Here is a 3,822-nt window from a genome sequence, read left to right on the forward strand (position 1 = left end):
GGTCGGCGGCCGCGCCCAGCCGGCCGGCGCTGTCCCGCACGGAACCCGCCGCCGCGTCGGTCCAGCGGGCCCGCGGCGGGGCCGCACCAGCGCCACCTGAGCGCCGTCACGTTACCAACCGAGGTCGATCCGTGCCGCCCCGTGACGAGTGGCAGGACTACTTGCCGCCGCAGCGGGAAAGGGCGGCGCCGGAGGCGCATGCCTCGGGGGATCGGAGATGCCGTGGAAGCCGTCGTGTTCGGTGTGGTGATCGTGCTGGCGCTCGTGGTGCTGCTCGGCATGCTCAGCATCCGGCTGGTGCAGCAGTACCAGCGCGGCATCGTCTTCCGCTTCGGCCGGGTGCTGGAGTCGGTCCGGCAGCCCGGTCTCCGCCTGATCGTCCCGGTCGCCGACCGGATGGTGCGGGTCAGCATGCAGACCGTGGTGATGGGGGTGCCCGCGCAGGGCGCGATCACCCGCGACAACGTCACCCTCACCGTCGACGCGGTGGTCTACTACCGGGTCGTCGATCCGGTGAAGGCCCTGGTCAACGTCCGCGACTACCCCTCGGCGGTGCTCCAGGTGGCGCAGACCGCGCTCCGGTCGGTGATCGGCAAGGCCGACCTGGACACCCTGCTGGGCGACCGCGAGCGGATCAACACCGAGCTGAAGGCGGTCATCGACGCGCCGACGGAGAAGCCGTGGGGGCTGCTGATCGAGCGCGTCGAGGTCAAGGACGTCGCGCTGCCCGAGGGGATGAAGCGTTCGATGTCCCGCCAGGCGGAGGCGGAACGGGAACGCCGCGCCCGGGTGATCGCCGCCGACGGCGAGTACCAGGCCTCTCGCCGGCTCGCCGACGCCTCCCGGGCGATGGCGGCCACGCCGGGGGCGTACCAGCTGCGGCTGTTGCAGACGGTGGTGGACGTGGCGGCGGAGAAGAACAGCACCCTGGTGATGCCGTTCCCGGTCGAGTTGCTGCGCTTCTTCGACAGGTTCGCCCGCGACGCGGAGCAGCCGCTGGCGGAGCGGGCGATGCCGGCCGAGCCGGCGGAAGGGTCCGAGCCCGCTCCCGCCGCGCCGCTGCCGGGTGACGGCCACCGCCGCCCGCCGGCCTGACGCCGCCACCTGCGCTGGCCCGCGCGCACGACCTCGATCTCAGACCGTCGCCGCCTGCTCCGCGGCCGGCTCACCCGGCTGCTCGGGTACGACCACCGCCGGCGCCGGCGGCAGGGTGAACCGGAACCGCGCCCCACCGGTGTACGCCTCGTCGAGGGCCAAGGTGCCACCGTGGTACTCGACGATCTTCTTGCACACGGCCAGCCCGATGCCGGTGCCCGGGTACGTGCCGCGCGGGTGCAGCCGCTGGAAGATGACGAAGATCTTGTCGGCGTACCGGGGGTCGATGCCGATGCCGTTGTCCTCCACGGCGAACGACCAGCCCTCCGGCGTCCGCGTCGCCGTCACCCTGATCAGCGGGTCGCGGTCCGGGCTGCGGAACTTGACCGCGTTGCCGAGCAGGTTCTGCCACAGCATGGTGAGCAGGGTCGGGTCGCCCTGCACGGTCGGCAGCGGGTCGCAGGTGACCGTCGCGCCGGCCTCCTCGACCGCCCGGGACAGGTTCGACTCGGCCTGCGCGAACACCTCGGTCAGGTCGACCTCGCGCAGGTCGGCGTAGACCCGGCCGATCCGGGAGAAGGTCAGCAGGTCGTGGATCAGCTCCTGCATGCGGGTCGCCCCGTCGACCGCGAAGCCGATGTACTGCCGGGCCCGGTCGTCGAGCTGGTCGGCGTAGCGACGCTCCAGCAGCTGGCAGAACGACGCGATCTTGCGCAGCGGCTCCTGGAGGTCGTGCGAGGCGACGTAGGCGAACTGCTCCAGGTCCTCGTTGGACCGCCGCAGCTCCGCCGCCTGCTGCTCCAGGGCGTCCCGGTCGTGCTGGCTGCGCTCCAGCGCGTCCACGACCCGCTGGCGCATCGTCTCCACGTCGGTGGTCAGGCGGGCGATGTCGGCCGGCCCCTGGGCGCGCAGCTGGTGGCGGAAGTCGCCGCCGGCCACCTGCCGCACCGATGCGCCCAGGCGCTCCAAGGGTCGCAGCACCGTCGTGCGGACCAGCACCGAGCTGACGATGCTCGACAGCAGCAGGGCGGCCAGGATGGCCACGAAGGTGAGGTCCCGCAGCGCCCGGGCGTGGTCGAGGTTTCGTCGCCCCGCGTCGCGGATCCGGTCCAGCCGGCCCGCCAACCCGGTCAGCTGCGCCCGGGCCGCCTGGAATGCCGCCGCCTCCCGGGTCACCACCGGGGCCAGCTCGACCGGCGTCGTCGCGGCTCGCCGGGATCCGACCAGCGGCTCGGCGAAGTCGGCACGCCACCGGTCGGCGAGCTGCCCGGCCCGTTCCAGGTCATCGAGGGCTTCCGGCTCGTCGGCGAGCAGGTTGCGCAGCCGGGCCACCGTCGCGCGTTCGGCGTCGATCCCGCCGCGGTAGGGGGTCAGGAGCGCGGGATCACCGGTGATGACGTACGTGTGCACGGCCGTGGCCTGGTCGAGCAGTCCCACGTCGAGCTGGCCGACCGCCGTGCGCGACGGGGCGATCCGGTCGGCGAGACGGTCCGACACCGCGGCGGTGTGCGTCAGGGCGGCGGCCCCGACTCCTCCGCCGAGCAGGACCAGAGCGGTCATCGTCAGCAACATGACACTGAGCCACCGGCGGGTCGTCATCGTCCGGCCGGCGGAGGTGCGGAAAGGCAGGCTGCCGCTCACGGGCTGCACCCTAGTTCAGGCCACCGGCGGTCGCGCGGTGACCGGTGAGGACTTGCCCTCGGGTGCTAACCAGTGGCGTTGTGTCCGTGACCGACCATGCCGCCGCCCCGCCCCCGTACCTCCCGGGTGGAGGGCCGGCACCCGGCGGACGTCCGGGTGCCGGAAGCAGCCGTTGCGCCGATGGCCCGACCGCGCCGCGCGACAAGAATGACCAGCGTGGCGGCCACGACAGCCGTCCGTCCCGGACGGGAGAGGTGAGCGCGTGAGCGGCTGGCAGGTCTCCGGCTACACCCCGGTCCGGCAGCTCGGCGCGGGCGCGTCCGGACGGGTCGACCTCGCCGTGCACGAGGCGACCGGCACACCGGTCGCGATCAAGTACCTCACCGCCGGGATCGGCGACGACCCGTCGTTCCGCACCGCGTTCCGGGACGAGGCCCGGCTGCTGGCCGAGATCGACGACCCGCACGTCTCCCGGCTCTACGAGTACGTCGAGTCGCCCGGCGGCGCGGTGATCGTCATGGAGTTGGTCGACGGGGTGTCGCTGCGGCAGATGCTGCGCGCGCACGGGCCGACCACCCCGGAGTCGGCGCTCTGCGTCCTCAAGGGCTCGCTGGCCGGGCTGGGCGCCGCGCACGCCCGGGGCGTGGTGCACCGCGACTACAAGCCGGAGAACGTGCTGGTCACCGCCGAGGGCACCAGCAAGCTGGCCGACTTTGGCATCGCCATGCCGGTCGGCGCCGGCTCCGGGGTCAGCGTCACCGGCACCCCCCGCTACATGGCGCCGGAGCAGTGGACCGGCGCGCCCGCCAGCCCGGCCTGCGACATCTACGCGGCCACGGCGACCTTCTACGAGTGCCTGACCGGCCGGCCCCCCTTCGACGGCCGTGACCTGCTCACCCTGCGACAGCAGCACGCCCAGGCGCCGGTCCCCACCGACCCGGCCCCCGAGCCGGTGCACGACCTGCTGCGGCACGGCATGGCCAAGCAGCCCGCCGAGCGTCCCCAGCCCGCGCAGGCCTTCCTCGCCGTGCTGGAGCAGGTGGCCGCGGCGGCGTACGGGGAGGACTGGGAGGAACGCGGCCTGCG

At 73.6% G+C, this 3,822-nt stretch carries 3 protein-coding genes; 2 read left to right on the top strand and 1 reads right to left on the bottom strand.

The window, feature by feature from the left end:
• Nucleotides 1-279: 279 nt before the first annotated feature.
• The gene (locus NCC78_RS28975; RefSeq protein ID WP_308220968.1) at nt 280-1,095 is read left to right on the top strand and encodes an SPFH domain-containing protein; all 816 of its coding nucleotides are present in this window, start codon (nt 280-282) and stop codon (nt 1,093-1,095) included.
• 39 nt (nt 1,096-1,134) lie between these two features.
• Here the strand turns inward: NCC78_RS28975 and NCC78_RS28980 are convergent, their stop codons facing one another.
• On the bottom strand, nt 1,135-2,655 hold the full coding sequence (locus tag NCC78_RS28980; RefSeq protein ID WP_250798499.1) for a sensor histidine kinase: 1,521 nt from the start codon (nt 2,653-2,655) through the stop codon (nt 1,135-1,137).
• A gap of 343 nt (nt 2,656-2,998) precedes the next feature.
• Between NCC78_RS28980 and NCC78_RS28985 the strand changes: the two genes are divergently transcribed.
• Nucleotides 2,999-3,822 (top strand): serine/threonine-protein kinase (locus NCC78_RS28985; RefSeq protein ID WP_250798501.1); only part of this gene is annotated, 824 nt, incomplete at its 3' end.

The sequence above is a fragment of the Micromonospora phytophila genome, assembly GCF_023656545.1.
Taxonomy (GTDB): domain Bacteria; phylum Actinomycetota; class Actinomycetes; order Mycobacteriales; family Micromonosporaceae; genus Micromonospora; species Micromonospora phytophila.

What these genes read in the sequence shown, in the direction of transcription:
- NCC78_RS28975 (WP_308220968.1), top strand. Translation starts at nt 280, where the DNA reads ATGCTCAGCATCCGGCTGGTGCAGCAGTACCAGCGCGGCATCGTCTTC.
- NCC78_RS28980 (WP_250798499.1), bottom strand. Translation starts at nt 2,655, where the DNA reads ATGACCGCTCTGGTCCTGCTCGGCGGAGGAGTCGGGGCCGCCGCCCTG.